Below are 249 nucleotides of genomic sequence, written 5' to 3'. Positions count from 1 at the left end.
TGCCGCCAAAGGCCTGCAGGGAACGACCATTCGGGGCATTTCCGAGAGCACGCCACCGTCCAACTACGCCAAGGATGTTCTCGGCCCAGCTTTCACCAAGGCCACCGGCATCAAGGTCGAGTTCGAGGCCACGTCCTGGGACCAGATGTACGACAAGGCGATTAAGGACATGGAGGCCAATACCGGTATCTATGACTTCGTCTATATCGAGCAGGACATCATCTACAGCTATCTCGCCCGCAATTTCCT

The 249-nt window shown here is 56.2% G+C and carries 1 protein-coding gene; it reads left to right on the top strand.

The annotated features are described in order from the left end of the window. A partial coding sequence (locus tag KBI52_RS00185; RefSeq protein ID WP_210804716.1) for an extracellular solute-binding protein occupies positions 1–249 on the top strand: 249 nt, incomplete at both ends.

Source organism: Microvirga sp. HBU67558, assembly GCF_018069605.1.
Taxonomy (GTDB): domain Bacteria; phylum Pseudomonadota; class Alphaproteobacteria; order Rhizobiales; family Beijerinckiaceae; genus Microvirga; species Microvirga terrae.
Note: the sequence above shows the minus strand (reverse complement) of the source record. Positions and strands in the feature narration are given on the sequence as shown.